Here is a 23,258-nt window from a genome sequence, read left to right on the forward strand (position 1 = left end):
AAGGTGTAAAAGCTTAATATAGCAAAGCCACCGATGGGTGGCTTTGCGACTTTGGTTTATATCAATACTTTAAATATCAATATTAGCTATTTTGCTTTTAAATGTAGGTTTCTAAAGTCAAAGCTAAAGTCGGTTACTTGTGTTGATACCGCACGCATTTTGGCACTGTTTACACGATTTTGTGAGCTCATTTCAAAACGAATAAACGCATCTGCTTCTAGTAATTTTTCATCCCACTTAACAATAAATGTATTACCTGTGTAATGCTCAAGAGTGCCTTTCAAGCGTTTAGTGTGGGTAAAATCAATGCGTAATTTACCATCTAACTGCTCAATAATTACATCGCCATACCAATCATCGTGTAATGTACCGGTGTAATTAATGTTTGGTAATTGTGGTTGGTAGTCAGCGGGGGCTTCTGGTTTTGCATTAACATACGCTTGTTGTTTGCCTTCAAAATGGCTTTTAGCTAAATCCTCTACCCAGTCTTTATCTTCAAGCTCAAGTGCATCTTCAAGTACTTCATGGGTTACCGCCGAAAGCGCACCAAAAGCTTGTTGATTAGATAAAATAACAATACCAAGTTTTTTCTCAGGCAATAAAGTAACTTGCGATACCATTCCTAAAATACCACCGCCATGACCTAGCTTTTTAAAGCCATGGTAGTCTTCAATGCTCCAGCCTAACCCATAACCCCTAAACTGCTGATGATACGATTCAAACGCACTTTTAGACGCCATAGATGTAATATGTGGGTGCCACATTTGCGCTTGTTGCTTTTCACTAAATAGCTGCTCGCCACTTGGCATTTTACCGCCTGCTAATTGCGTACGTAGCCATTGACTCATATCGCTTACACTTGAAGCAATGGCGCCTGCGCCTCTAAAGTCCTCAAGGTAGTTCACAAAAAATGGATGAAGCGTGCCATCCATAGGGATATGACCTGTCGCCCAGTTTTTATTACTTTTAGGAATACGTGAAAAGCCCGCGCGTGAGTTATCCATGTGCAGCGGCTGTAATATATTTTTTTCGATGTAATCGTTCCAGCTCATACCCGACACACGTGCAACCACTTCACCAGCGGTAACAAACATCAAGTTGTTATAAGCGTACTTACTACGAAAGCTGCTCGCTGGTTTTAAATACTGTAATCCCGCTAAAATTTCATCAACTGATTTATCGGTACTTGGCCAAATCATTAAATCTCCTTGCCCAAGCCCAAGCCCACTGCGATGACTTAATAAGTCACGAATACGCATTTCGCGTGTTACGTACGAATCGTACAATCTAAACTCGGGTAAATGATCAATTACGCGGTCATCCCAGCTTAATTTACCTTCATCAACCAACTTTGCCAGTGCCGCAGTAGTGAATGCTTTTGTGTTTGAAGCAATACCAAATAAAGTGTCTTTGTTTACTTTTTTGTTGGTATCGAGATTAGTTACACCAAAGCCTTTAGCAAATATTACTTTATCGTTTTCAACAATGGCAACTGCCATACCGGGTACGTCAAAACGTGCCATTGACGCTTTAATTACGTCGTCAATTTTGTTGGTATCAACTTGTGCCCAGCTGCTAAACGTAGTGCCTGCTAATAGTGCAATTGCGGCAAGTTTGGTTAATTTCATATCAATCCTATTTTATTATTTTTGATGAACTGCAAATTCAATTGCTGCGCGCTCTTGATTGGTGTCGCTTTTTTGTGCGCGATTTAATATGGCATCACTGTATTCTTTTGGTACGCCCGCTTCAAGTGAACCGCGATGAACGTGTTTTATGTACCAATCATATGGGAGTACATTGCTGTCATGGGTATTAGCTATATAACAATGTGCGGCTACAGTCTCACCCGTTAAAAGCGTTGGGGCTATATCTACACAATCGTAACCTACGCCCTCAATACCATCTAAAATAGCTTTTTCTTCTTCATTGAGCTCATAAATAACGCCGTAAACCAATGCATCTTCTTTATCGCTTGGACAAATACTGCATTTACCTGAGCCATCTTTAAATAGCATATCAAAAGTAAGCTCGTAGCCTTTAAGTATCGCAGTTCCTACACGCTTTACATTGGGCAAGCGCGCTAACAAACGGTTAGATGACATATTAGAACCAAACGAAAAATTATATAGCGGCATTTTTATCTCCTGCGCTTTTTGAATAAGTTAAATAACAACACGTACTGCAAGTGCAATTAAAATAATGCCAATTCCACGGTCAAACCAATAACCGCGTTGTTGGAAAAAGCCCCTTACATTATCTCGAGAAAGCATCATTGAAAGCATTGAAAACCACGCCCAAGTAGCCAATGCCATGTATACGCCGTAGCCGACTTGTATGCTAGTAGGTGTTGTTGGGCTAATCACGAGTGTAAATAACGACATAAAAAATAACGTGGCTTTTGGGTTTAATGCATTGGTGAAAAAGCCGCGCCTAAAAGCCACCCAAACGGGTTCCTCTTGAACGGTTTTGTTTTCAACATCTTTTACAGCCTCGCCTTCATTACTTTCAGGCGGTTTTGCAGCTCTAAGAGCTTGTACGCCTAAGTAAGCTAAATATGCACCAGCAAGGTACTTGAGCGCCATAAATAAACTAGGCGATTGCGTTAAAATAAGCGCGACACCTAAAACGCAATAGGCAACGTGCAGTAAAATAGCAGCGCCAACACCGGCGCTTGTCCACAATGCATTGCGCCTACCTTGTTGCACACTTTGCTTGAGCACAACGGCAAAGTCGGGCCCAGGGCTTGCTACTGCAAAAAAATGAGCAATAACAATCAGTAAAAATTCATCTAAGTATTCCACGCAGATCCTTGCTAGTTTGGCGAATAAGATAATAACAGCGGGTTGGCCGAGTTATTTACCAATGCTTTAATTTCTTTTTGTGCTTTTTTAAACTGGCCACGTAAATGCGGCTTTAAATGCTTTTTAGACACTTTATCGTTTTTAAAGTAACTAATTAGGGCATGCATAAATACCGTATGCGTTTCACTTAACTTAGCTTCACGGTTAGCGTATGGGTTATAGCAAGAGCCACACCCGCCTTTAAACTGATACACCGTATTACTCATCATCACACCAAACCCTAAAAAACAAGCAAGTGCATCAGCAGCTTGTGGTAAATACTCCCTACCACCTGGCGGTAGCACCCCAACGTGATGAATAAGTATGGTGGCCAGAGTACCTGCATAACTAGCCACTAAATCTTGTGGCTGATTAATCTGGTTAGGATTAAAAGAAATATTAATCGTATGGCTTGGCGGCACAATTAGATGGCTGCCTTCGCCACGTATTTCATTGCTAAATTCAAAGTGTGGAAAAACTTGCGGTTGTAATTGCTGCGGTGCAACTAGTTGGATAGGCCATGCGTTCATACCCGCGTAATTAGTAACGCGGTTAAAAACATTACTCGCCATTTCTTCAATGCTCGATACCGAATCAGGGAAAAAAGTGGCCGTTGGCAGTATTATTTGAGTGTGCTTTGTAAAAAACTCAGCATCAAAGTTTTCTACAGCCCAAATAAATGTATCAATAAGCCATTGCTGTTCTTGCTGCTCTAATAATGGCTTTGATTTAAATAAAGCTAACATAGTGTGCTCTTTTAGGTTTTAGTTTAGGTGCTTACGTAGGTGCTAACTTAGTCTTTTTGTGTAAGCGCCCAGTCCCACGCTTGAGTATTGTATAGCGGCACTGTTGATAGCGCATGGTGGTGGCTTCCACTGGACTCTTTAGTTGAGTACGATAAGTACAATAAAGTACGATTTTCAGCATCGTAAATACGACGCACTTTTAGTGATTTAAATAATATACTTTTAGATGATTTAAAGATCACCTCGCCCGATTTGCTGCGGTCTATTTTTTGTAGCTGCTGCGCTGTAATTGGCCCCGTTTGACGACACGCTATAGACATATCAGAGGGATCAGAAAAGTCCAAATTAGCCTCTATATGACTAATATGACAAGTAACGCCCTCAACAATAGGATCTTGCTGCGAATTCACCACAACATCTTTAGTTGTAAATAACCCAAGGCTTACCGAAGCAACATCGTCAGAGCAAGCACTTAACGTAACAATTGCACCTGCAAGTAAAGCTAAACGTTTAAATTTATGTGGTAATTTCATACTTATCCTTAATCAATATATAGGTAACTTAGTAGATAAGTTACTAAGCGAAGGTTCACCTGTTTGTTTTTATACTAACATCAAAAATAAATACGACTAAATTAGTTTAAAGTAAAGATTTTAGATAGCTCAGGGTTTAGTGACCCCTCTTGTATTTGGTACAATTACCTCTCGCTCATGCAGTAACTCATAATAGGAAACGCCTAAATGCCGCACATTATTATTGAACACTCAGAAGACCTCCCCGTTTTACCTCAAGTACTGGTAGAAAAAATTCATACAACCGCTTTCGAAAGTAACTTGTTTGAATTAGAAACCATCAAAACACGCGCTATTGCTTATCAGCAATATCAACTTGGCGCAGGAAAATCAGGGTTTATACATATCGCGGTACATATTTTGGCAGGACGCTCAATTGAGCAAAAACAAATGTTAAGCGAACTGCTACTTTCATGCTTAAAAACATACTGCAGAGCATCAGACAGTTTAAGCGTAAATATTTACGATATTGAGCATGAGATATACCGTAAAAATTAGTTAACTCTTGTAGCTTTGAGCAATAAAAGTAAACACTAGTAAGTAAAAAGCCCCAATAGGGGCTTTTTTGTCTTCTGACATTAAATGCTGATCACTGTCACTTATAAAGCAAAGCATCTGATCTAACGCTGGAATTTAATAGTGCATTCGCACTATTCCAAATTTAAGAAAGCTTAGCTTAATCTATGGATTAACTTTATTTAGATTACGTTTATTCTTAGGGGTAACTAAAGAATAAAAATTACACAATATTAAATTAATGTAGCTTTAAATAATTTGGATAGATATTTACTTGGGAAATTTGTAAAAGTGGTGGCCCCTCCCAGACTCGAACTGGGGACCTAACGATTATGAGTCGTGTGCTCTAACCAACTGAGCTAAGGGGCCAACTTTATATAACTGCTAGGCAGTTAATTTTTGAAGCGTTCAGTCACAGAGCGACTAAAGCGGGTTGCAGTATAAAAACTTTTTAGGTGCTTGTCACTACCAAAAACCTTTATTTTAACAATCAACAAGCTAACTGCTTAAATAGTAATCTTTTAAGTGGGCATAAACATAAAATGTAAGATATTTACCGTGCTATTCACTGCATTAAATTATAAACAAAACCTATCCCATATAGTCTTTTATATTTAACCCTCTACTTTTTAAGCAAAGCTAACATATATGTGTAGGCATACAAGGCTGTAAAAAATATGCTTGGGGCTACTGTCAGTGCCAGATTAGGTGTCTGATTAACTACATTCACCATAATCACTAAGCTCGATTGAACAGTAATCGGAATAATAGGCGCAAAAAGTACGCCTGCTATTTTTTTATTACTTAAATACGAGGCGCTAGAGTTAATTGCATTATTAAAACTTTGTCGTATTGCGACGTTTTGTGGTGTTTTAGAATGAAACATACAAATAATTGGAGTTACGAACGCAAGCGTTACATAACTAAACTTATACTTGTTGACGACCTTTTCTAAAATAAAGGTAAAAAATAGCGTTACAAATCCACTATACAACCCTTGCACTAATGCAGCTTGAAAAGTGACCGATTTAGCAATGTCTGCCGCACTATTTGCCCAGAAGGCCCAACTAAAATAAAAAACGAAAGACACAACACCTGACAGTATAAGTCGAATATTCAATTAACTACCTCAATATGCCTAAAAACCTAGTTTAATGATAACACTAGAAGTGAAGGTAATATTGTCACTAAATAATAAGGTATTTGATTGTATATTATAGATGTATAAACACACTAATGTTGAAGATTTCCTAAATGGCAACAAATCAGAATCAGAGCGCGACTTTTAGCTGGAAAGCTTATTAGTAAACAATAAGTATAGTTTGAAAATAATATTGGGAGTGAGTTATGGAAGTGAATTAATGGGTTGAAGAGCTTTAAAAATTGGATTTAACCTAAAAACCATCTAAAAACTAATATTGTGAGCCGATCGGTACTAAAGTATTTAGCTAGACCTCAGTAGTCGGCTTACACAATATATAATCTGTCATTATTTTTTCGCAATAATGTAGATTGCATGTATTAACCCTGGGAAATAACCTAGCAGTGTTAATAGAATATTTAACCAAAAATGCATACCTAAGCCAACTTGCAAAAACACACCTAATGGCGGTAATAAAACCGAAAGTATTATACGAATAATATCCATGATCAAACTCCATTTAAATTAAACATTGAAAAGACTTAAAGCCCAGTATTACTGGGCCTTAACTATACTGTATTATTCAGCAACAATAGCTAGTTTATCAACTACGTCGCGAACATCTTCAGCATTTTTAGCAATTTTAACTGCTAGTTGCTTTTCAGCTTCAGACTCTACAGAGCCATTCAGAGTTACCACACCGTTGTCGGTATCAACATCAATGTCTGTACCACCTACTTCTGAGTCAAACAGGAAGCGAGTTGTGATTACAGTAGTGATTTTAGCGTCCGTTAGGTCGTTATCATCATCGTCCATCATGTCGTTGTTTTTATCTTCGGTGTCCATGCTTTTAACAACAGTAAGGCTGTTATCAACATCAGTTACACCATCTAGGCTAAGTACAAGTTCTTCTGCTAGCTCTTTATCGAGTTCGCTATTAACTTTACCTGTAAGTACTACCTTGCCATTTTTTACATCAGTGTTAATGTCAAAGTTGTTTAGATTAGTGTTCATAAGTAGAACGGTTTCTGCCTTACCATCAATCCAAGCATCTTTACTTTCGTTTTCCCAGCTGTTTGCTTGGGCACCCATAGCCGTAGTACCAAGAACTAGAGCTGCGATAATAGATTTGTTAAATGTTTTCATAATCTTTCTCCTTTTGATTAAAGACACTTTAACTAATGCGAGCTTCAGGCCAACTTTATTTATACTTAAAATTCAAAGGCTTGAATTAATTAAAAGATAAAACCTTATCTATGTTTGTGTAACTATTTACAGGCTACTCGGTAAAACTTTCTCAAATAGTGAAAATAGCTAGATAATTGCTCTTTTGGTTAATCTATCGTTAATATAACAAAACAAAAAACACCGTTAAAAAATAACCAATTGATAATTAATGAAATTATATTTGGTACGCGGTTTGCAGCCTAACTACAAGAGCAGTATCAATAGTAAATATAATAAGGAATAACTCATGTCTGTAAAAGTTGAAGACCGCCCAATAGAGCAAGTACGCGAACAAGTGATTGATCAATTAATTCATAATTACAGTCATGGTGTTATTTCTGTTGATGCATTCGAAAGACGTTTAGATAATGCGATGGATGCACCTAATAACGAAGCTCTGCTAGCCTTAGTAGAAGACTTAACACTTAATACCGATCAGCAATATAAAGCAGAAAAACAATCGCAATTTACACCACATTATAGTGCACAGCAAAACAGTGATGATGATTTTACATTACGCAGTATTTTAGGATCTAACGAGCGAAGTGGTCAGTGGGTTGTGCCAAAAAATATATATTTGAGTAACTTTATGGGATCGGTGGTGCTTGATTTTACCGATGCTATTTTTGCGCATCAAAATGTAACTATTCACGTTAACTGTATTTTTGGTAGCGATGAAATTTACGTACCAGAGCATGTCAATGTAGTGTCTAAAATGTTTTGTATTTTAAGTAGCCTTGAAAATAAATCTGTGTCGCTTAACAAACGCCAAGGCCCTACAATTCATATTGAAGGAAAGGCAGTAATGGGCTCGGTTGAGGTAAAAATAAAGCGCACAATTAAAGAAAAATTTATAAGCTTTGCAAATGAGCTAAAAACCCAGTTTGGCACGGCTAATAATAATCGCTCACTATAATTGAGTAGCAGCACTTTAGCGTGCTGCTTAGTATTTTATTATAAATCGTTATTTCGCTCGCTTGGTATATCACTTAAATACTCTACAAACTCAACTTCAAACCCTGCAGGATCAATAAAGTAGACATTCTTTCTGAAAGGATTCTCGTTACCTTGCTTGCTTAGAGTAAAACCCACTTTATTTAAGCGCATTACTACTGCGCTTAAATTATTAGTTACATAAGCAAAGTGTGCAAAACCAATTTGATGGCCCGATAAGTTTCTGTTTTCACCTTCACCATGACTGCTTATCGCAATGTAATGCGTGTCATCTCCAAAGTGTACCCAGCGTCTTGGTTTTCCATGCCAATCGCCTCTGCCCTCACTTCTAATCGACCAATGTGGAAATACAGCGCGATAAAATGTAAGCATACTATCTATATCACTCGCGACTAAGTTTACGTGCTCTAAATACATAATGTTATCCTATCAGTTAAGTTAGGAGCACGATAAAACCTCAAGTTAACTTTAGGTAAAGTGTTATTTAAATTTAATTTATTTAAATGCAGATAATTATTTTTTAAAAATATATAAACTTTTCAATCTTGTATAAAAAACAAACACAAGTATTTGGGGTTTATTGTTTACTTTATGGCAAAAGTCGCTAAAATACGCCGGCTGAAATATATAAACGTTCTTTTACAACCCAAAGGTAATACCATGCATCCAATGTTAAACATTGCGGTTCGCGCTGCGCGCAACGCAGGCAAAATTTTACTTCGCGCAAGTGAAGATTTATCAAAAGTTGAAGTGCAACAAAAAGGCGCTAACGACTTAGTAACTAACATTGATAAAGAAGCCGAAGCCGTAATTCGTGACACTATTTTACAGTCTTACCCTACTCACTCAATTGTTGGTGAAGAACTAGGTGAGCATAAAGGCAAGGATGATGATTACCAATGGATTGTAGATCCTATCGATGGAACAACTAACTTCATCAAAGGTATCCCTCATTACGCGGTTTCTATCGCACTTAAAGTTAAAGGTCGTTTAGACCAAGCTGTTATTTATGATCCAATTCGTGGTGAGCTTTTCACTGCATCTCGCGGTCAAGGCACTCAGTTAAACAGTAAACGTCTACGCGTTAGCAAAACTACGGTTCTTGCAGGCACTGTACTTGCTACTGGTTTCCCTTTCAAAAACAAAAACCACATGGATGCATACACTGAAGCGTTTAAAGCATTGTTTGTACACACTGCTGATATTCGCCGTGCAGGTTGTTCTGCTTTAGATATGGCATACGTTGCAGCTGGCCGTGTTGATGGATTTTTTGAAATTGGTTTAAAACCTTGGAACTCTGCTGCGGGCGAACTAATGGTTAAAGAAGCGGGCGGTATGGTTGTAGATTTCGCCGGTGGTAATAACTATAACCACAGCGGCAATATTATCTGTGGTTCACCAAAACTGACTCAAGCAATTATCCGCGAAATTCGTCCAGTATTAACTGAGTCGTTACTTCGCTAATTAAATGCTATTAATAGCATACTAAAAAGGAGCCTAGGCTCCTTTTTTTGTGCCTAAAAATAAGGGTTATCGAGCTTAATCTCTATTGTTTTACCTTTTGTATAAGGTAGTGTATTTAAATCCTTTGCGAAGTATTCATTAAATAATGCATCAAACTCGCCGTTTGTCTGCATTAATATTAAGCCCTCCTCTACTGCCTTTGCCAATTCGGGTTTACTCTTAGTCACAAAATAATAAATACCCGTTGGGTAGCTTATATATAAATCAGGCACAACGACTAAGTTACTTTGTTTGTTTTCAATAAGCTCAGAATTAACCTCAATAAACGAGCGAGGAAAGTAATCTATTCGCCCACGGCTCGTTAAAGTGAACATGGCTTGGTAATTGGTAAGCGGCCTTACACGTAAGCCGTTATAGGACATTATTCTTGTATCTGGCCAGTTGTGACCCTGCACTGCTGAAAACTCTCCTAGCTGCTCTAGGGTTTTTACGTCTTTAAAGCGTGCTACGTTTTGTTTATTAGTGAGTAAAGCCCGCTTTCCTATATAACCTTTAAATAGTGGTATTTTAATAGCTAAAGCAAGTGCCTCTCGCTCTGGACTACTCATACTCCAATACATATCTAGTTCGTTATCATTTAGGTTTATGAGCTTACGTTTTTGCTGATCTGATATGGGAGTCATCCTAATAACCCCAGGATAGTTAACACTCTCAAGTGCACGTACCAGTAGCTCACTTAAGTACTCTTCTCGTGCGTTTTGAGTATCTTGCTTTTGGGCTACATTAATTATTTGCTCTTGCGCCATAAGTGCAAAACTTGCAAGCAGACCAAGTACACTGGTCGAGATTTTTATTGGCAACATAATAATTACCTATTTTTATTTAAATTACCTGCTTATTGCTTGCTAGGCGCACCACTGCGGGCGCAGGCCCTTTACGTTTGCAAATAAACAAATAACTATGGCGATAACGTTTGGCTTCTTTTTTAGCATCAGTTGCGAGTGCTGCAACTTGGTGACTGTTTTTACATTGTTGTAAATCAGGCTCAACTAAGCCAATCGATAACGTTAGTAGCGGCACAAATTGCTTTTCTCCTTCACGATTTGTGGCCCAATACCCTTCGCTCTTTATGTGCTCAGGTGTAAAAAATATACGAGACTGGAGTTGAAATTGCTCAATAATGGTATTACATATATCAACCGCGTTGTGCTGATCAAACACCACCATAAAGTCATCGCCACCTATATGTCCTACAAAGTTAGCACTATTTTTACACGCTTGCACTGTTACATCAGCTAATAGTTTAATTACACTGTCGCCGCTAGCGTAGCCGTATAAGTCATTAAATTGCTTAAAATGATTTAAGTCTATATACGCGAGTGAAAACGGATTACTACCTTTTAATCGCTGCTCTATAGCTTCATTAATTGCCACATTACCAGGGAGCATAGTCAGTGGATTAGCGTGTTGTGCATGGCGTATTTTTTCTTCGGTTATGTGTTTTAAAATATCGCGAAGCGGCGCTAAACCTAAATAAGCGTTTTCTCTGGTTATCACTATATGGCGGCGTATATCAAAGTCTTGCTCAGTTATTTGTTTACTTACGGTATCGAGTAATTGGTTTTCGTCAACGACTAATGGCTGCTTGTCCATAAGTGCAGTAACTGGGCGTTTATCGTAAAGGGCATGTCCATAGGGCGCTGCAAAAACTTCTGTTAATTGATCTCTGTGAAGTAGCCCTATTGGCTGGTTTTCAGTACTTAACACTGCAATACTTATAAGTAATTTATCTTGCTCAAAGAGCTTATGTGCATCTTTACAACGAGTATCACTATTTATTGCAGGTTGCGTAATCGATAGGCGACCTATGGCCATTGATTGTTCTAATAATGCGTTTGATTGCACAAATGAAAGTGCCTGCAGCTGTTCTGAGCTGAAGTCCTCACTTGGCTTTATGCTTGGCTTTTCGAGTAAAAACCCTTGTACATTACTAATACCTAAATTCTCTACCAATGTAAGCTCTTCTGCGCGCTCTATGCCCTCGGCAATAACCTGAGTATTAGTAGCTCTAGCCAAAACGGTAATAGATTTCAAAAACTCTTTTTTAACTTCGCTTTCATCACAATGATCAATAAAATAGCGGTCAATCTTTACAAAGTCGGGGCATAGTTCAGACCATTGCTTTAACCCTGAATACCCAGCGCCTAAATCATCTATTGCTATAGTAAAACCGAGCTCTCGGTAATGGGCAATCGTTTTTAATAACAAGAAGCCATCATCTACTTTTTCTTGCTCAGTAACCTCTATAACTACACGGTTAGCAGCTAAGCCAAATTGCTCTATTAGGTGCAGTGTTTCCCCTTTAGGGTGGCAAGGGTCTAATAGTGTTTTAGGGCTTACATTTAAAAATAATTTACCTTGTAGATTAAGCCTTACAAAGTTTTCAATCGCTTTTGAGCGACATAGTAATTCAAGCTCCGAAATTAAACCTTCCTCATGGGCAACTTTAAATAACGTATTAGGCATTTCTAACGGGCTATTTTTAGGTCCTCGACTAAGTGCTTCGTAACCTAAAATAACTTGATTACTAATATCAAAGATAGGCTGAAACAGCGTAGTTATTTCACCGCTTTTTAAAATGTACTCTAATACTTTGCGCTGAATCGTCACGTATTTGCCTTACAACTATTTTGATTGGAGCAATAAAGTACCAAGTGTGTATGACATTTTTATTGCGCAAAAAAAATGCGCTCATAAAAAAACCGCTCATAAGAGCGGTTTTTATTAAGTACAAACCTAGTTACGGCATAGCGTCTTGGTCTGCGCCTTCTTTTTCTATTACTTCTGGTATTAAATCTTCTTTGCTTACGCCCATTGCTATAGCAACAGAGCTTGCAACATAAATCGAAGAATAAGTACCAATAAACACACCAAACAGTAATGCAGTTGCAAAACCATGAATGGTTTGTCCGCCCCATGTAAACAAGGCAATCAATACTAAAATAGTCGTGATTGATGTTACAAGTGTACGGTTAAGTGTTTGCGTAAGTGAAATATCAATAATTTCTATCGTATCGTCAATGCGTACCTTACGGAAGTTTTCACGTATACGGTCTGATACAACAATCGTATCATTGAGTGAATAACCAATTACCGCAAGAATTGCCGCTAATATAGTTAAATCAAACTCTAAACCTAATACCGAAAATAAACCCACAGTAATGATAACATCGTGTAGTAGTGCACCTACCGCACCTACTGCAAAGCGCCATTCAAAACGAAACGCAACGTAGATTAAGATACAAATAAGCGCAGTTAACATGGCAAGGCCACCCTGCTCTTTTAAGTCTTCACCTACACTTGGGCCTACAAATTCAATACGGCGCATTACTACGCTGTCGTCTGCTTTTTTAAGTGCATCGATTACTTGGTTACCAATTACTTCAGCTTTTACATCGCTACCGCGTGGTGCTAAGCGAACTAAAATTTCTTGGCTTGAACCAAATAGCTGCACTGATGCATCAGCAAAACCATTATCAGCTAGTGCATCACGTACTTTTTTAAGGTCAGCCGGTTGTGAAAAACCCACTTCTACCGCAGTACCGCCGGTAAAATCTAAACCAAAGTTTAGGCCTTTGATAAAAATTGATGCAAACGACGCTAAAATTAGTAGCGTCGAGAAACCCATAGCCACTTTTCGAAGAGACATGAAACGAAGGGTTCTACTACCCAAACTTAAAATTTGCATGTCTGCTCCTTAAATCGAAAGTTTATCAATGCGTTTACCACCAACAAATAAGTTGATTACCGCACGGGTACCAACGATGGCTGTAAACATTGAAGTTAAAATACCAATGGCAAGTGTCACTGCAAAGCCCGCAATCGGACCAGTGCCCACTGCAAACAGTATAATGGCAGCAATTAGTGTCGTGATGTTGGCATCAAATATAGTGCTAAATGCGCTATCGTAACCAAAATGAATCGCTTGTTGAGGGCTACGGCCATCGGCCAGCTCTTCACGAATACGTTCAAAAATAAGTACGTTAGCATCAACCGCCATACCTACCGTTAATACAATACCGGCAATACCTGGTAGCGTAAGTGTAGCGCCCGGAATTAAAGACATAACACCTACAATTAGTACTAAGTTAGCCGCAAGCGCAAGGTTTGCAACCATACCAAAGCCTTTGTAGTACACAAGCATAAACACAAGTACAAACGCAAAACCAAGTGCAACCGCAGTCATACCCGCTTCAATATTTTCTTGACCTAAACTTGGACCTACAGTGCGCTCTTCAACAATTTGAATTGGTGCTACAAGCGCACCTGCACGAAGTAGCAAACTTAAGTTATGTGCTTCAGCTGGGTTATCGATACCTGTAATACGGAACGAGCGATCAAGACGTGCTTGAATTGTTGCTACGTTAATAACTTCTTCAACCTTAATAGGCGGAAGCGCTTTACCATCTGCATCTTTTTTACCTGATGGCTTGTACTCAATAAATACCGTTGCCATACGCTTACCAATAGCACGTTTGGTAAAGGCATTCATTTTTGCCCCACCTTTGCTATCTAGCGTAATACTCACTTGCGGGCGTTGGTATTCATCAGCGCCAGATTGCGCGCCAGTTATATGGCTGCCTTCTAGAATAATACGCTTTTTAAGTACAACAGGGTAACCGTCGCGGCTCATGATCATTTCAGTACCCGCAGGGATACGACCTTGAGCAGCAGCGCTAATATCAGCGTTTTCGTCTACTTCACGAAATTCAAGTGTTGCTGTTGCGCCTAAAATTTCTTTAGCACGTGCAGTATCTTGAATGCCTGGTAGTTGAACAATAATACGCTCAGCGCCTTGGCGTTGTACGTTAGGCTCTGCAACACCAATTTGGTTGATACGGTTACGAATAATCGTTTCATTTTGCTTGATAGCATAGTCACGAATCTCTTTGAGTTTTTGCTCACTCATTGTCGCAAAAAATGCTTTATCGTTACTGCTGTCATCAATGTAGACATTTAGCGGGTAGCGAGTTTCTAAGAAACTCTCTGCAGCATTTTTGTCTTCTTCGGTACGCATTTCTACACGCATACGATCGGAGCCTGCTACGCGGCGAACACTACGATAACGTAGTTTTTCTTCGCGCAGGTCACTGCGAAAATCTTGTTCCATTTGCTCAAGCTGGTTATCAACCGCTGTTGCCATGTCGATTTCCATGGTGAAATGTACGCCACCACTTAAATCAAGACCTAGCTTCATAGGGTTACCACCAACCGCTTTTAACCAAGCTGGTTGAGCAGGTGCCATATTAATAGCAGAAATGTAATCATCGCTCAGCGAATCACGCAGTAAGTCATGCGCTTTAAGTTGCTCTTCAACATTTTTTAAACGAACTAAAATTTGTCCATCTTCAAGTATTGTCGATTTAGCGGTTACATTATTTGTTTTAAGGATTGCGTTTACTTTGTCTACAACACTGAGATCGACATCAGCGCCTTTAGCACCTGAAACTTGTATGGCCGGATCACGACCATACAAGTTTGGAGAGGCATATAAAAGGCCAATGGCTACCACAGCTAAAACAAGTAAATACTTCCAAACTGGAAACTTGTTTAACACGGGGTCGTCCTTATTATTTTTATAGCGACTTCATTGTGCCTTTTGGCAATACTGCAGATACTGCAGATTTTTGTACTGTAACTTCTGCTTGCTCGTTTAAAGAGATAACGATGAAATCTTTCTCTTCAGAAATTTTCACAATTTTACCCACTAAACCGCCTTGGGTAAGTACTTCATCACCTTTAGCCATCATACTCATTAAGCTTTTGTGCTCTTTAACGCGCTTAGCTTGTGGGCGGTAGATTAAAAAGTAAAAAACCAAACCGAAAATAGCTAACATTATTAGCATTTCCCAACCACCGCCTGCCGCAGGTTGACCAGCTGCTGCGTGTGCATTTGAAATAAATAAACTCATGATACTTCCTCTTTAATTTTAAAGTTTAATTTTTTATATCTGCTAACTCTGGCACATCTTGGCCTCGGCGAGCATAAAAATCTTGTACAAATTCTTCTAATTTACCTTCGCTAATTGCATTACGTAAACCTTCCATAACACGTTGATAGTAACGTAAGTTATGAATTGTGTTTAGTCGCGCACCTAAAATTTCGTTACATTTATCAAGGTGATGCAAATAAGCTCGTGAATAGTTTTTACACGTATGGCAATCACACTCAGGGTCAAGTGGCCCTGTATCTGTTTTATGCACTGCGTTACGTATTTTTACTACACCCGTGGTAATAAATAAATGGCCGTTACGCGCATTACGTGTTGGCATAACACAGTCAAACATATCAATACCACGGCGAACCGACTCAACTAAGTCTTCTGGCTTGCCTACACCCATAAGGTAACGAGGCTTGTCTTCTGGCATTTTAAACGCACAATGATCAAGGATATTCATCATTTCGTTTTTAGGCTCACCTACTGATAGGCCACCTAATGCATAACCGTCAAAACCAATTTCTTCAAGGCCAGCTTGTGATTGTGCACGTAATTCTGGGTACATACCACCTTGGATAATACCAAATAAAGCAGATGGATTATCGCCATGCCCTTCTTTTGAGCGCTTAGCCCAACGAAGAGATAACTCCATAGAATCTTTAGCTTCTTTTTCAGTCGCTGGGTATGGCGTACACTCGTCAAAAATCATAACGATGTCTGAACCTAAGTCACGCTGTACTTCCATCGACTTTTCAGGCGACATCATAATTTCATCACCATTTACTGGAGATTGAAATAAAACGCCTTCTTCAGTAATTTTACGCATTGCGCCTAAGCTAAATACTTGAAAACCGCCTGAGTCAGTTAAAATTGGGAAGTCCCAATTCATAAAGTCGTGTAAATCACCATGTTGTTTAATGATCTCAGTACCTGGGCGAAGCATTAAATGAAAGGTATTACCTAAACATATTTGCGCACCAGTGGCTTTAACTTCATCTGGCGTCATACCTTTTACAGTACCGTAAGTACCAACAGGCATAAAAGCAGGTGTTTCTATTACACCACGGTCAAAAATTAAGCGGCCGCGGCGCGCTTTTCCGTCAGTACAATCTAATTCAAATTTCATATCATCCTCAATGTCGGAAAAACAGTCCAACAAGCTATAATTTAACCGCCTGATTCTACCCTTTTTGCCTCACTAATACTATTAGCTGCGATAAATTCAGTTTTGCCAATTGCCGCAAACAAAAACCCCAGCAACTAAGCTGGGGGTTTTAATATATTCTACTGAGTATTAAACAATATTTTGTTACTTTCGTGTTAAAAACATGGCGTCGCCATAACTAAAAAAGCGGTACTGCTGCTCTATTGCAGTATTGTAAGCGCCCATAATATTGTCTTGGCCGCTAAATGCGCTGACTAACATTATAAGCGTTGATTCTGGTAAGTGAAAATTTGTGACCATGGCATCAACAACATTAAATTGATAACCCGGAAAAATAAATATATCGGTATCACCAAAATACGTATCTAACTTGCCGCCGTGAACTTTAGCAGCCGACTCTAATGAGCGAACTGAAGTTGTGCCTACCGCAATTACACGCCCACCATTTGCTTTAGTTTGCGCAACAGCTGCAACTACGTCATCAGGTACTTCTATGTACTCTGAGTGCATCACATGCTCATCAACACTATCAACTCGTACCGGCTGAAAAGTACCAGCGCCAACGTGTAGCGTAACAAAAGCCATGTTTACGCCTTTATCTTTGAGTGCTGTCATTAACTTATCGTCAAAATGTAGACCTGCAGTTGGTGCTGCAACTGCACCTGGTTTTTCTCCATAAACAGTTTGATAACGCTCACGGTCAGCATCGGTATCAGGTCGGTCAATATAAGGAGGCAGTGGCATATGGCCAATATCATTAAGTATATCTAACACGTTTTGGCTATGATCGAACTCAAGCTCAAATAAAGTATCGTGGCGTGCAACCATTATTGCCTTGGCTTTGCCTTCTAAAATAACTTCGTTACCGACCTTAAGCGACTTACTTGCCCGTACATGCGCAAGTACGCGATGCTCATCTAATACCCGCTCTACAAGTACTTCAACTTTTCCGCCTGAAGCTTTTTGACCAAACATACGTGCTGGAATAACGCGTGTATTGTTAAAGACCAATAAATCGCCTTCGTTTACTAAATCAAGTATATCGCTAAACACTTTATGTTCTAAAGTTCCGCTTGGGCCATCTAAAGTGAGTAGACGGCTGCTGGTTCTGTCCGCTTTAGGAAAACGAGCTATTAATTCATCAGGTAAGTCAAAGCTAAAGTCAGCCACGCGCATAATTAGTAATCCACATCATTTAAAATCGCGCCAAGTGTATATGTATCGGATATTAAGCTCAAGAAATCAGCCAAACTTATAATGTCTGTTTGCGTGTTTGCCATTAAATTCTCTTGTTCTTATGGTTAAATGTCACTATTCTTGTTCGGCTAAATTATTATAAGTTATATTAGGGGTGTTCAACTCGTGCCAAACCAGCTTAAATTGCTAATATTAAACGCAAGTAGTGCTGAACGTCGCGCGATTAAGGGCACTTTAGATAGCTTAAATGTATTTACCTTTATTGATGCCCAAGACAGCCAACAAGCTTTAAAGCTTTTAAAACAACACCCTGTTGATATTATAATAACGGGCATTAATGTTGGTAAAATTGATGGCTGGCGCTTTTCTAGGATGATCCGCTCAGGATTATTAAAAACACCAAAAAACACACCAATCTTACTTATTCCGCCAATTTACTGTGAGCGGATTGCCGAAACAACAGCCCGAAGCTATGGGATAGATGCTGTACTACCGTTTGAGCACAAAGATATGCTCCCTCAAGTACTTGCGAATGTTTTATCTACTCACTTAGAAAAAAGTAGCCGGCTAAACTTATTATTATTAGAGCCACTTCAAAATACGGCAGACAAAATAAGTGAACAGTTAAAGTTAAACTTTGCTATCACTCACGTAACTTCAGCTAAAGCGGCACTTAACGCTTATAACCAACAGCAGTTTTCAATTGTGCTACTCGATGCCACTACATCAAGTGCAGAGAGCTCGAGTGTACTCGTTGAAGAAATCCTCCAGCACAATTCTAAACAAGCTATTGTTACAATTATAGAAAGTGACGATGCCGATTACGCTGAGCAGCTTTTGCTTTCGGGTGTTACCGACTTTATTAGAGCCCCTTACGATCCTTCATTTTTAAACAAAGTGTGTGACCACGCCGCACGACGTGAAGATTTTATGGTGAGTTATGCTGAATTTGCTTACAAAGTAGAACAATTAAGCGTGAGCGAAGTGCGTTACAAAGAGTTATTTTCAGCTCATCAGCGTATTTTATTGCACTTAAATACAGTTGTTTTAGAGCTCGATCAGCAAGGTAATATTCGTTTTATTAACCCCGCATGGGAAACATTAAGCGGTTTTGGTGTTAAATCATCACTACAAAACCCATTAAGCGCTTATTGTAATAACGAAGATAAAGGAAGGCTTGACTACACTATTAACGATATTTTACATGGTGGCGAGCAACAGCAACAAATAGAAGTAAAGTTAACCCACAAAAATGGCAATTTAATTTGGGTTGAATGCAGATTGCAGCTAATAAAAAATAGTCGTAACAACGCGACTATAACCGCAACTATCGACAATATACACGAACGAAAGCAAGCTGAGATTCAACTACGTCATTTAGCACACCATGACCCATTAACTGGTTTACATAATCGTTATTATTTTGATCAACAGCTTAATAAAATATGCCAAGATAAATACACCTATGATGGCATAGAGCATGCTGTTATTTATATTGACCTCGATCACTTTAAAATAATAAACGACAGTAAAGGCCATCATCAGGGCGATATAGTTTTAAAAGAAGTGGCGCAATTATTTAAAGCAAATATTGGCGACGATCACCTGGTATGCAGAATTGGTGGGGATGAATTTGCAGTCATACTTACCAATATGAATTTACTGGATGCACACCTTATTGCAGAAGGTGTGTGTAGTGCGATAGAAAAACATGCTTTTAAATCAGAAGATCAGATATACACTATTAGCTGCTCTATTGGTTTAACTCAAATCACGACACAAAATAACGACCCTAATGAGTGTTTAAAACAAGCCGATATTGCTTTGTATATTGCCAAAAACCTAGGGCGTAACTTAGTACATTGCTATTCAAAAGAAGATGCTCAAAACAATACACTACAAACAGGGCTTGAATGGGGCCACGAAATTCGCCAAGCACTACAGCAAGATAATATTGAACTACATTACCAACCTATTTGGGATTTTAAAGAGTGTAAAGTTGCTTATTTTGAAGCGCTTTTACGCTTAAAACTAAAAGGTGAACTCGTATACCCAAATCAGTTTATTCCCTCTTTAGAAATGCTTAACGACACATTTTTGATGGATCAATGCGTTATACGTAATGCTATTGCTTGTGTATCTAAGCACCCAGAGTTAAACCAAGTTGCTATTAATTTGTCAGCACAATCGTTCTTAGATGAACGCTTATTGCCATTAATTGAATCAAACCTTGAAAAGTATAACGTGCCTGCTTCGCGGATAATTTTTGAAATAACTGAATCTGCGAGTATCAATAACCTAAAGGCCACTCGTAAAATGATTGAGAAGCTTAATAGCTTAGGCTGTCATTTTTCTATCGATGATTTTGGAACTGGATTTAGTACATTTAATTATTTAAAACAGCTACCAGCACAGCATGTGAAAATTGACGGCTCATTTGTAAGTGATATGCTCAATGACCCTATAGATTTAGCGTTAGTAAAAGCAATAAATGATATTAGTCGGTCTCTCGATAAGCGCTCTGTAGCTGAGTACGTTGAAAACGAAGAGATATTTTTTGCACTAAAAGAAATTGGTGTTGATTATGGGCAAGGCTACTTTATTGCACGTCCAATACCTGTTGAAAAAGTAAAAGATGAACTCGAAAAAATTTCTAAAAATAAAACGTTTTACCAACAACAAGCTAGCCCAAAATAAACAAAATTAAACAATTTTAATCATTTTATTACTACCAATATTACCTTTCTTGCCTATACTTTCAGCATCAAATAAAAAATGTCGTGCCTTTTTATGTATTTCACTTTAAAAACATGACATTACCTTTTGGCGGCGTAGTACCGATATTTATAGTGGGTTTCAAAGCTATTTAAGCTTTTAAGGAAGAAGGTATGACACAACTAGTTATGTTATTACTGATTATACATTTTGCAATCGCGTATCAGTGTTACCGCTACGCGAATATTAAAGGCTACCCAGTTAAGGTTTTTACTGTATTAGGCTGTGTGCCTTACTTTAACTTGGTGGTATGGATTTATTTATTATTTTTACCTGAACTTGAGCCTTTTGAAAGCCATCGTCAAAATCAAAAGCAGCCTTTGTAGGCTGCTTTAGTTCACTTATTATTCTGCTTTAGAAAAATCTAAACTACATTGACGCTTTAAAAACACCTCAAGCTGTTGACTAAATAGCCTAAAGTCTCGAATTCGGCCCGTAGTTTTACGCCACAAGATACCAATATCTCTATATGCATCACTTTGTGATGGTGTAGCCACCATATTTTTATTATCTAAAATACCCGCATTAATCGCCATCTGTGGTAAAAAAGTCACCCCGAGCTGATGCTCAACCATGCTTAATAGAGTATGTAAGCTTGCAGCTTCAAATGGGTTAATACAACTGGCACGGTTTAAGTGACATGCACTAAGCGCATGGCCCGTCATGCAGTGCTCGCGCTCTAATAAGAATACGCTAGCCTCTGGTAATAGATTAAAGTCGACTACGCCCTTTGCAGCGCTGTAATCCTTATGGTGCACTAAACTAAACTGATCTTTTGCCAATACTTGTGTATGAAATTTATCTGTTTCGTACGGCAGTGCAAGTAGCGCTAAATCAATATGCCCATGTTCAAGTTTATCCAGTAGCTTGTCACTCGTATCTTCAATTAATACCAGCTCTAAATCACAAAAGGTTTCTTTACAAAAATGATAAAGCGGAGCCGCTATAAAGCTTGCAATTGTAGGTATAACACCCACAGTCAGCTTACCACTTAGTGGTGTTAAAAAGCTTTTTGTAAGCTCTTTTAAACTAATTGTATCGTTAATTATTTTACGAGAACGCTCAACAACTTCTTCACCAATACTGGTAAACATCAGGCTGCGATTTTCACGCTCAATTAGCTGACAGCCTAGTGTTTCTTCAAGATTTTGAATAGCGCTACTTAAAGTAGATTGTCCTATAAAGCAGGCACTAGCGGCTCTGCCAAAGTGCTGATGTTGATGAACAGCTAATAAATACTGTAGTTGTTTAATACTTGGAAGGTTAGTCATTTTTTCTTTCCACAAATAAAAAGACCCCAACACCTAGGGCATTGAGATCTTTTCAAGCTAAAAGTCTTTGAGTACTTTTTTATTAAACCCCAAATGCGGTTCTTAGTACGTAGAAAATAACAATAGCAAGGGCAGCGCCAACTGGCAATGTAATTACCCAAGAAACTACAATGTTTCTGATAACACCCATGTTAAGCGCGCCAATTCCACGTGCCATACCTACACCTAATACCGCACCCACTAAGGTTTGAGTAGTAGAGATTGGCATACCAGTACCTGAGGCAATAACAACGGTAGAAGCAGCAGCTAGTTCAGCAGCAAAACCACGGCTAGGTGTTAAATGTGTAATACCTTCACCAATTGTTTTGATTACTTTTTTGCCTAAAATAGCAAGACCAGCAACAATACCAAAACCACCTAGAGGTAGAATCCACCAAGCAATAGCTGCTTTTTTAGCAATTTCACCATTGTTTTCAACAATGTTTACAACAGCTGCTAGTGGACCAATTGCATTAGCAACATCATTAGAACCATGTGCAAATGCCATACAACATGCTGTAAGTACCATAAGAACAGCAAATACTTTTTCAACATTGTTGAACTGCATTTGTTTATCTGCTTTTGGATCAATATTTAAGCGAGATATGGCAATTTTACCAATCACAGCAACAACTATTGCAACACCTACTGACAGTGCATAGCCTTCAGCTGAGCCTAGGTCTATACCAACGTGCTTTAAGCCCTTTTTAATTGTAACCAATGCCATGATAAAACCTGCTAAGCCCATATAAAGAGGGACATAACGTTTAGCATTTTTTAGTGGTGCATCTGTATTAAAAATAAGTTTTTGTGCACTCATGAATATTAAGTATGCAATAAAGCCTGATATGGCAGGTGTTATAATCCAACTACCTACAATACCACCTACTTTATCCCATTGAATCGCCTCAGTACCTACTGCAACTAACGCAAAACCAATGATTGCACCAATGATTGAGTGAGTTGTAGATACAGGCCAACCTAAGAACGAGGCCATTAATAACCAAACACCGGCTGCAAATAAAGACGAAATCATACCCAGAACCATTAATTCCGGAATATCTGCAAATGGTGCTGCATCAATAATTCCTTTACGAATTGTTGATGTAACCTCACCACCTGCTAAATAGGCGCCTGCAAATTCAAAAATCATCGCTATAAAAATAGCTTGTTTGATTGTTAGCGCTTTTGAACCTACAGATGTACCCATGGCGTTCGCTACGTCGTTCGCGCCAATACCATAAGCCATAAAAAAGCCGACTGCTGCGGCAATTAAAATTAATACCGTGCCGTAAGATGCAATGATATCCATTGTAAAACCTTAATCTTTCGTGTTTGAACTGATTTTA

The 23,258-nt window shown here is 38.7% G+C and carries 23 protein-coding genes and 1 tRNA gene; 5 read left to right on the forward strand and 19 right to left on the reverse strand.

Translation table 11 applies throughout. From position 1 onward, the window contains the following. Window positions 1-86: 86 nt before the first annotated feature. From H5088_RS03930 to H5088_RS03950, 5 genes are read right to left on the reverse strand one after another with little or no spacing between them, the layout of a single operon-like run. Window positions 87-1,628 carry a serine hydrolase gene (locus H5088_RS03930; protein WP_024605482.1) on the reverse strand — a complete coding sequence of 514 codons (1,542 nt, stop codon included), beginning with the start codon at window positions 1,626-1,628 and terminating at the stop codon, window positions 87-89. A gap of 15 nt (window positions 1,629-1,643) precedes the next feature. Further along, entirely contained in the window at window positions 1,644-2,138 is a 495-nt protein-coding gene (locus H5088_RS03935) for a gamma-glutamylcyclotransferase family protein (protein WP_024605481.1), read from the reverse strand. A 27-nt stretch (window positions 2,139-2,165) separates the two neighbouring features. Next, window positions 2,166-2,804, reverse strand: coding sequence for a LysE family translocator (locus H5088_RS03940; protein ID WP_024605480.1), 639 nt, complete (start codon window positions 2,802-2,804; stop codon window positions 2,166-2,168). A gap of 11 nt (window positions 2,805-2,815) precedes the next feature. Then, entirely contained in the window at window positions 2,816-3,589 is a 774-nt protein-coding gene (locus H5088_RS03945) for a hypothetical protein (protein WP_182752237.1), read from the reverse strand. Window positions 3,590-3,636: 47 nt separating this feature from the next. Beyond that, a complete protein-coding gene (locus tag H5088_RS03950; protein WP_182720025.1) occupies window positions 3,637-4,122 on the reverse strand; it encodes a CreA family protein in 486 nt (161 codons plus the stop codon). 207 nt (window positions 4,123-4,329) lie between these two features. On the opposite strand from H5088_RS03950, the gene H5088_RS03955 reads away from it, so the two are divergent. Beyond that, entirely contained in the window at window positions 4,330-4,659 is a 330-nt protein-coding gene (locus H5088_RS03955) for a 5-carboxymethyl-2-hydroxymuconate Delta-isomerase (RefSeq protein ID WP_002957818.1), read from the forward strand. A 310-nt stretch (window positions 4,660-4,969) separates the two neighbouring features. Here H5088_RS03955 and H5088_RS03960 read toward each other — a convergent pair. The 4 genes from H5088_RS03960 to H5088_RS03975 form a co-directional block, all read right to left on the reverse strand. Further along, window positions 4,970-5,046 (reverse strand) — tRNA-Ile (locus H5088_RS03960). A 253-nt stretch (window positions 5,047-5,299) separates the two neighbouring features. After that, window positions 5,300-5,797, reverse strand: coding sequence for a hypothetical protein (locus tag H5088_RS03965; RefSeq protein WP_182752238.1), 498 nt, complete (start codon window positions 5,795-5,797; stop codon window positions 5,300-5,302). 369 nt (window positions 5,798-6,166) lie between these two features. After that, window positions 6,167-6,325 (reverse strand): YqaE/Pmp3 family membrane protein, encoded by a 159-nt coding sequence (locus tag H5088_RS03970; RefSeq protein ID WP_002957822.1) that lies wholly within the window; start codon window positions 6,323-6,325, stop codon window positions 6,167-6,169. Window positions 6,326-6,397: 72 nt separating this feature from the next. Further along, window positions 6,398-6,964, reverse strand: coding sequence for a BON domain-containing protein (locus tag H5088_RS03975; protein WP_182693927.1), 567 nt, complete (start codon window positions 6,962-6,964; stop codon window positions 6,398-6,400). Between the two features lie 328 nt (window positions 6,965-7,292). Here H5088_RS03975 and H5088_RS03980 point away from each other — a divergent pair, with 328 nt between their 5' ends. Beyond that, the gene (locus tag H5088_RS03980; protein WP_182752239.1) at window positions 7,293-7,961 is read left to right on the forward strand and encodes a LiaF domain-containing protein; all 669 of its coding nucleotides are present in this window, start codon (window positions 7,293-7,295) and stop codon (window positions 7,959-7,961) included. 38 nt (window positions 7,962-7,999) lie between these two features. Here H5088_RS03980 and H5088_RS03985 read toward each other — a convergent pair whose 3' ends face one another. Then, window positions 8,000-8,416: a VOC family protein gene (locus tag H5088_RS03985; RefSeq protein ID WP_182682573.1), complete on the reverse strand. Its 417-nt coding sequence runs from the start codon at window positions 8,414-8,416 to the stop codon at window positions 8,000-8,002. Between the two features lie 243 nt (window positions 8,417-8,659). On the opposite strand from H5088_RS03985, the gene suhB reads away from it, so the two are divergent. Further along, on the forward strand, window positions 8,660-9,463 hold the full coding sequence (suhB, locus tag H5088_RS03990) for an inositol-1-monophosphatase (protein WP_002957826.1): 804 nt from the start codon (window positions 8,660-8,662) through the stop codon (window positions 9,461-9,463). 53 nt (window positions 9,464-9,516) lie between these two features. On the opposite strand, the gene H5088_RS03995 is transcribed toward suhB, so the two are convergent. The 7 genes from H5088_RS03995 to queA all read right to left on the reverse strand — a co-directional run bounded on the left by H5088_RS03995 (window position 9,517) and on the right by queA (window position 17,803). Next, the gene (locus tag H5088_RS03995; protein WP_182695500.1) at window positions 9,517-10,326 is read right to left on the reverse strand and encodes an ABC transporter substrate-binding protein; all 810 of its coding nucleotides are present in this window, start codon (window positions 10,324-10,326) and stop codon (window positions 9,517-9,519) included. A gap of 19 nt (window positions 10,327-10,345) precedes the next feature. Beyond that, window positions 10,346-12,133 (reverse strand): bifunctional diguanylate cyclase/phosphodiesterase, encoded by a 1,788-nt coding sequence (locus tag H5088_RS04000; protein WP_182752240.1) that lies wholly within the window; start codon window positions 12,131-12,133, stop codon window positions 10,346-10,348. 130 nt (window positions 12,134-12,263) lie between these two features. Further along, the gene (gene secF, locus H5088_RS04005) at window positions 12,264-13,211 is read right to left on the reverse strand and encodes a protein translocase subunit SecF (RefSeq protein ID WP_182682574.1); all 948 of its coding nucleotides are present in this window, start codon (window positions 13,209-13,211) and stop codon (window positions 12,264-12,266) included. 9 nt (window positions 13,212-13,220) lie between these two features. Continuing rightward, complete coding sequence (secD, locus tag H5088_RS04010; RefSeq protein ID WP_002957829.1) at window positions 13,221-15,080, reverse strand: protein translocase subunit SecD; 1,860 nt, start codon at window positions 15,078-15,080, stop codon at window positions 13,221-13,223. A 19-nt stretch (window positions 15,081-15,099) separates the two neighbouring features. Further along, window positions 15,100-15,435: a preprotein translocase subunit YajC gene (yajC, locus tag H5088_RS04015; RefSeq protein WP_002957830.1), complete on the reverse strand. Its 336-nt coding sequence runs from the start codon at window positions 15,433-15,435 to the stop codon at window positions 15,100-15,102. 25 nt (window positions 15,436-15,460) lie between these two features. Then, window positions 15,461-16,588, reverse strand: a complete 1,128-nt coding sequence (gene tgt / locus H5088_RS04020) for a tRNA guanosine(34) transglycosylase Tgt (protein WP_002957831.1) — start codon at window positions 16,586-16,588, stop codon at window positions 15,461-15,463. A gap of 183 nt (window positions 16,589-16,771) precedes the next feature. Next, the gene (gene queA, locus H5088_RS04025) at window positions 16,772-17,803 is read right to left on the reverse strand and encodes a tRNA preQ1(34) S-adenosylmethionine ribosyltransferase-isomerase QueA (RefSeq protein ID WP_002957832.1); all 1,032 of its coding nucleotides are present in this window, start codon (window positions 17,801-17,803) and stop codon (window positions 16,772-16,774) included. Window positions 17,804-17,989: 186 nt separating this feature from the next. Here queA and H5088_RS04030 point away from each other — a divergent pair, with 186 nt between their 5' ends. Both H5088_RS04030 and H5088_RS04035 read left to right on the forward strand, forming a co-directional pair. Next, entirely contained in the window at window positions 17,990-20,521 is a 2,532-nt protein-coding gene (locus tag H5088_RS04030; RefSeq protein ID WP_024597537.1) for a GGDEF domain-containing protein, read from the forward strand. Window positions 20,522-20,712: 191 nt separating this feature from the next. Next, entirely contained in the window at window positions 20,713-20,925 is a 213-nt protein-coding gene (locus H5088_RS04035) for a hypothetical protein (RefSeq protein ID WP_182752241.1), read from the forward strand. 18 nt (window positions 20,926-20,943) lie between these two features. Here the strand turns inward: H5088_RS04035 and H5088_RS04040 are convergent, their stop codons facing one another. Then, a complete protein-coding gene (locus H5088_RS04040) occupies window positions 20,944-21,870 on the reverse strand; it encodes a hydrogen peroxide-inducible genes activator (protein ID WP_002957836.1) in 927 nt (308 codons plus the stop codon). 82 nt (window positions 21,871-21,952) lie between these two features. Beyond that, entirely contained in the window at window positions 21,953-23,221 is a 1,269-nt protein-coding gene (locus tag H5088_RS04045) for an inorganic phosphate transporter (RefSeq protein ID WP_182752242.1), read from the reverse strand. Window positions 23,222-23,258: the final 37 nt, after the last annotated feature.

Source organism: Pseudoalteromonas sp. SR43-3, from assembly GCF_014163875.1.
In the GTDB taxonomy this organism is placed as follows: Bacteria; Pseudomonadota; Gammaproteobacteria; order Enterobacterales; family Alteromonadaceae; genus Pseudoalteromonas; species Pseudoalteromonas distincta.

Excerpts from the sequence above, each read along its gene's own strand:
- H5088_RS03930 (WP_024605482.1), bottom strand. The coding sequence starts at position 1,628 with ATGAAATTAACCAAACTTGCCGCAATTGCACTATTAGCAGGCACTACG.
- H5088_RS03935 (WP_024605481.1), bottom strand. The coding sequence starts at position 2,138 with ATGCCGCTATATAATTTTTCGTTTGGTTCTAATATGTCATCTAACCGT.
- H5088_RS03945 (WP_182752237.1), bottom strand. The coding sequence starts at position 3,589 with ATGTTAGCTTTATTTAAATCAAAGCCATTATTAGAGCAGCAAGAACAG.
- H5088_RS03950 (WP_182720025.1), bottom strand. The coding sequence starts at position 4,122 with ATGAAATTACCACATAAATTTAAACGTTTAGCTTTACTTGCAGGTGCA.
- H5088_RS03955 (WP_002957818.1), top strand. The coding sequence starts at position 4,330 with ATGCCGCACATTATTATTGAACACTCAGAAGACCTCCCCGTTTTACCT.
- H5088_RS03970 (WP_002957822.1), bottom strand. The coding sequence starts at position 6,325 with ATGGATATTATTCGTATAATACTTTCGGTTTTATTACCGCCATTAGGT.
- H5088_RS03975 (WP_182693927.1), bottom strand. The coding sequence starts at position 6,964 with ATGAAAACATTTAACAAATCTATTATCGCAGCTCTAGTTCTTGGTACT.
- H5088_RS03980 (WP_182752239.1), top strand. The coding sequence starts at position 7,293 with ATGTCTGTAAAAGTTGAAGACCGCCCAATAGAGCAAGTACGCGAACAA.
- H5088_RS03985 (WP_182682573.1), bottom strand. The coding sequence starts at position 8,416 with ATGTATTTAGAGCACGTAAACTTAGTCGCGAGTGATATAGATAGTATG.
- suhB (WP_002957826.1), top strand. The coding sequence starts at position 8,660 with ATGCATCCAATGTTAAACATTGCGGTTCGCGCTGCGCGCAACGCAGGC.
- H5088_RS03995 (WP_182695500.1), bottom strand. The coding sequence starts at position 10,326 with ATGTTGCCAATAAAAATCTCGACCAGTGTACTTGGTCTGCTTGCAAGT.
- secF (WP_182682574.1), bottom strand. The coding sequence starts at position 13,211 with ATGCAAATTTTAAGTTTGGGTAGTAGAACCCTTCGTTTCATGTCTCTT.
- yajC (WP_002957830.1), bottom strand. The coding sequence starts at position 15,435 with ATGAGTTTATTTATTTCAAATGCACACGCAGCAGCTGGTCAACCTGCG.
- tgt (WP_002957831.1), bottom strand. The coding sequence starts at position 16,588 with ATGAAATTTGAATTAGATTGTACTGACGGAAAAGCGCGCCGCGGCCGC.
- queA (WP_002957832.1), bottom strand. The coding sequence starts at position 17,803 with ATGCGCGTGGCTGACTTTAGCTTTGACTTACCTGATGAATTAATAGCT.
- H5088_RS04035 (WP_182752241.1), top strand. The coding sequence starts at position 20,713 with ATGACACAACTAGTTATGTTATTACTGATTATACATTTTGCAATCGCG.
- H5088_RS04040 (WP_002957836.1), bottom strand. The coding sequence starts at position 21,870 with ATGACTAACCTTCCAAGTATTAAACAACTACAGTATTTATTAGCTGTT.
- H5088_RS04045 (WP_182752242.1), bottom strand. The coding sequence starts at position 23,221 with ATGGATATCATTGCATCTTACGGCACGGTATTAATTTTAATTGCCGCA.